This is a genomic window from Nitrosospira sp. Nsp11 (genome assembly GCF_900142705.1).
In the GTDB taxonomy this organism is placed as follows: Bacteria; Pseudomonadota; Gammaproteobacteria; order Burkholderiales; family Nitrosomonadaceae; genus Nitrosospira.
The window spans coordinates 1-2,019 of sequence record NZ_FRBV01000031.1; the positions used below are offsets into that span (position 1 = coordinate 1).

Here is a 2,019-nt window from a genome sequence, read left to right on the forward strand (position 1 = left end):
AGACCGACCTGAACGAGAGCAAGAAGCAGGGCAAACTGGTCCTCAAGCCCGAGAAAAAGGATGAGGACGACGAGGAGGAGGATGAGGAGTGAGTGGGGGCCGTACTGAGCTGTCGAAATAGACGCCGCCCACATCACTTAGGATAGGAGCTGGTATATCAGTACCAGCCGGTTTACGCTAGCTCTGCGAATATGTCAGAATCACATGTTTATCCGGAACCGGAACCCAGCGGGCAGGCGTCCCGCCAGGAAGGAATATGGCAATTCCCATTGAGCTTGACCACGGCAGCGGCCAATCGCTGCAGGGCCAGATATTCGAGCAATTACGCTACCTCATTCTAGGCGGGCGACTAAAGCCGGGAACGCTGATACCGGCCAGCCGGGTACTTGCCGAGCAGCTAGGCATTTCCCGTAATACCGTTCTGCTCGTATACGAACGTTTAATCGCCGAAGGCTATCTTCAAGCACGAAAAGCGATTGGAACCTACGTCAATCTTGAATTACCCGAAACCTGCCTGGCTGCAACACGCAGAACTGCTGCTTCCGTTCCTGTTCGTGGTGAAGCGTTAAAACTACCCGTAATTCCTTTTATCGGCCAGATGCCGGTCAAAAACATCGCCCAGCGTCTGGATTTTGATTTTTGCCCAGACCGAATCGGGCTCGATTTATTTCCCGATAAGATATGGCGCCGTTTCATCAACAGGGTATTTACCTCTACCAGCACCCAGTTTACGGAATCTTGTGATTCAGGCGGTCTGCCGCAGCTGAGAGAAGTGATTGCAGAATACCTTGGAGGGGCGCGCGGAATCAGCGTTTCTTCTGATCAGGTAATTATTACTGCCGGCTCCCAGGAGGGACTCAATCTAGCAGCCCGGTTACTCGTAAAGGAGGGCACGCGGGTCGCTATGGAGAATCCCTGCTATCGAGGCGCGGCATCCCTGTTTGAAAGCTATTATGCGAAATTAGTACAGGTGCCGGTAGATAAAGCGGGACTGGATGTAGCGCAACTGCCCGAGGATGGCGTCGCACTTCTGTACGTTACCCCTTCTCATCAATTTCCCCTTGGCTTCACGCTATCGAACGACCGCCGTTTGAAGCTTCTGGATTGGGCTCGACGTTGCGGTGCATATATTATAGAAGATGATTACGACTCTGATTTCCGGTACCGTGGCTCGCCATTAACCGCGCTCATGGGGCTGGATGATCACGGTTGTGTAATGTATCTGGGGACATTCTCCAAATCAATGGGTGCTGGGCTGCGTTTGGGCTATCTTGTGGTACCTAAGGCACTGATCCCTGCTGCGCGGGCAGCCAAGGCATTACTCAATAATGGCCATGCGTGGCTAGATCAGGCAACAATGGCTGAATTTATTCGAAGCGGAGCCTATGGCAACCATTTGAGGCGCATGCGCAGTATTTACTCCAAGCGTCATGATTGCCTGATAGAGGCGTTACGCAGACATTTCGGCGCAGTCCAGCTTTCGGGGCTCGAGAGCGGTCTGCACCTCGCCTGGCATCTGCCTGACAATTATCCTGATGCGTCCGAGCTTCAGGCGCTTGCGCTGCGTCACGGGGTGGGTATCTATTCCATTGGTCCCGGTCTCGCTCAAGATTTCGGAACGTGCAGCTTTAGCAAGCACACTCTTGTGCTTGGCTTTTCTTCCCTTAATGAGCATCAGATTCGAGCAGGAATAAGGCGTCTGGCTGATGCATTTGCAGATATACCAGCAAACTCCGCTTCTTCGGGAGCGGATAAACGCAGCTTATCGGGATCACCTCTTTAAGCTATCCAGTCTCTATCAACCGAACAATCCGTAAGAGTCATTTACTTGATTTGGAGCCACCTTGGCGCTACAAATCATTTTATTGTCAGACTGCCTTCTCACGCATGAAAGATTTGAAGGAGTGAAAAAAGCCTGATATTTCTATTTTTATCCTGCATAAAAAACACCGATCCACCTTTCCGTCTGGCGACGGCGGCGGACCGGTGTCATGCCTTGCGGGACGGGGCTATGCCTTG

1 protein-coding gene is annotated in these 2,019 nt (G+C 52.2%); it reads left to right on the plus strand.

The features are described 5' to 3' along the window. Positions 1–256: 256 nt before the first annotated feature. Entirely contained in the window at positions 257–1,783 is a 1,527-nt protein-coding gene (locus tag BUA28_RS15260; protein WP_072768998.1) for a MocR-like pyridoxine biosynthesis transcription factor PdxR, read from the plus strand. The last annotated feature ends 236 nt before the right edge of the window (positions 1,784–2,019 follow it).